The following is a 2,079-nucleotide window of genomic DNA, read 5'->3' as shown; positions in this document are numbered from 1 at the left end:
GTCGATCGGCCGCAGGTGCCGGACCGCGCCGTGGAAGGCGCCACCCCCGGTCGGCCCGGCCGGCGTGCCGCAGCGGCGCACGAGGGTCAGCAGCCCGTCGATGGCCTCGTCCGAGGTGATCGTCTCGACGGTGTCGTACACGCCCGGCCTCCCTCGAACGTCCAGGACGGCTTCGGGGCGGCCACCGGGACCACCCGGCGCCACCCGAACACCCCGCAGCGGCCCAACCGACGGCGCGAGTACGCCGAATAGGTGGGGATTGATTGTCGGAACAACGTGTGAAACAAAGCAGCTGAAAACCTCGCCGCTCCCGCAACGTAACCGATCCCCGGACGGAGCGCAACGACTCCCGAATCGTTCCGAAGGGACCGTTGAAAGTCCTGGCGAAGGGCGGTCTTGACAACATCTGGGGTGACTGCTGTAGTGGCCTGGGAGTTGTCCGGGACAGCTGGGGGAAGTTCTCACCCGGACACCTCCCGAGAACCTTCGGGAAGTGTCCGGTGGGCCGATCGGGTGGACTCGGAAGCTGTTCGGGTGAGCAATGCCGATCGATCCGTGATGAACGGAAAAATGATCGCTCGAACGATCGAGCCGGTATGCGAATGAGTCTGTCGCGACCTGTGAATCCATTTCTGGGTGGCGTGCCGACGCCTGCGCCGGGGATGGGTGGGGAACCAGGATGGTCGACAGCGCCGCGCAGGACCGCAGGGAGCTGCTGCGCCTGATGCTCTCCGCCGCGCCGGAGCCCCCAGCCCCGGCGCGCCCCGCGGGCGGCCTGCCCACCTCGGCGGCCCAGCGGCGGCTGTGGTTCCTCGACCAGCTCAACGGCCCGAACTCCGCGTACAACGTGCCCTTCGCGCTGCGCCTGCGGGGCCCGCTCGACCCGGACGCGCTGTGGGGCGCGCTCGACGACCTGGTCGCCAGGCACGAGGTGCTGCGCACCGACCTCGTCGCCGACGAGGACGACGAGGTGCGCCAGGAGGTGCGCCCGCCCGCCCCGCTGCCGCGCGCGGTGGAGACCGTCGCCGAGGGGGACGTGGAGGCGCGGATCGCGCGGGAGGCCGCGCGGCCGTTCCGCCTCGACGGCGAGCCGCTGCTGCGGGCCCTGCTGCTGCGCGTGGCCGACGACGAGCACCACCTCGTGCTCAACCTGCACCACGTCGTCACCGACGGCTGGTCGGAGACGGTGCTGTTCCGCGAGCTGGGCGTGCTCTACTCCGCCCGCGCGCTCGGGCGCGCCGCCGACCTGCCGCCCGCGGCCCAGTACGCCGACTACGCCGGGTGGGAGGCGGGCCAGGCGGGCGGCCCCGTCTTCGAGGCGCAGCTGGCGCACTGGCGCGACCGCCTCTCCGGGCACCTGGGCGAGGCGGGCATCCCCACCGACCGGCCGCGCCCGCTCCGGGCCAGCACCCTCGGCGCGAACGTGCCCGTCCCGGCGCCCGCGGACCTGCGCTCCCGCCTCGGCGGCACGTCCCTGTTCACCGGCGTGCTCACCGCGCTGGCCGTGCTGCTGCACCGCTACGGCGGCCGGGACCGGGTCGTCGTCGGCGTGCCGGTGATCAACCGGACCCGCGAGGACTGGGAGAGCGCGCTCGGGTTCTTCGCCAACACCGTCGCGCTGCGCGTCGACCTGTCGGACAACCCGTCGCTGGGCGCGGTCGCCGACCGCGTCACCGCCGAGACCCACGACGCCCTGTCGCACCAGCACGTGCCGTTCGACCGGGTGGTCGACGCGCTGGACGCGCACCGCGAGGCGGGCATGAACCCGGTGTTCCAGGTGATGTGCTCGGTCAACGAGGTGACCGCGCCCCCGGAGCTGGCCGGGCTGGAGAGCACCCTGCGCTCACTGGACAACGACACCGCGAAGTTCGACGTCGAGTTCGCCGTGGAGTTCTCCGGCGACCACGTGGACTGCCGCTTCGAGTACGCCACCGACCTGTTCGACCGGCCGACGATCGAGGCGCTGGCCCGCCACTACCGCCTGGTCCTGGACGCGCTGCTCGCCGACCCGTCCACGCGCGTCGGGGACGTCGTCCTCGCCACCGAGGCCGAGGCCACCGCCGTGCTGGACGGCGAACC

General features: G+C 72.5%; 1 protein-coding gene. It reads left to right on the top strand.

The genetic code is table 11. From position 1 onward, the window contains the following. Positions 1-679: 679 nt before the first annotated feature. Positions 680-2,079, top strand: a 1,400-nt coding sequence (locus ACTUAL_RS26480; RefSeq protein ID WP_440902150.1) for a condensation domain-containing protein, incomplete at its 3' end; no start/stop codon positions are given.

Source organism: Actinosynnema sp. (genome assembly GCF_052038725.1).
This window is presented reverse-complemented; position numbering and strand designations above follow the sequence as displayed.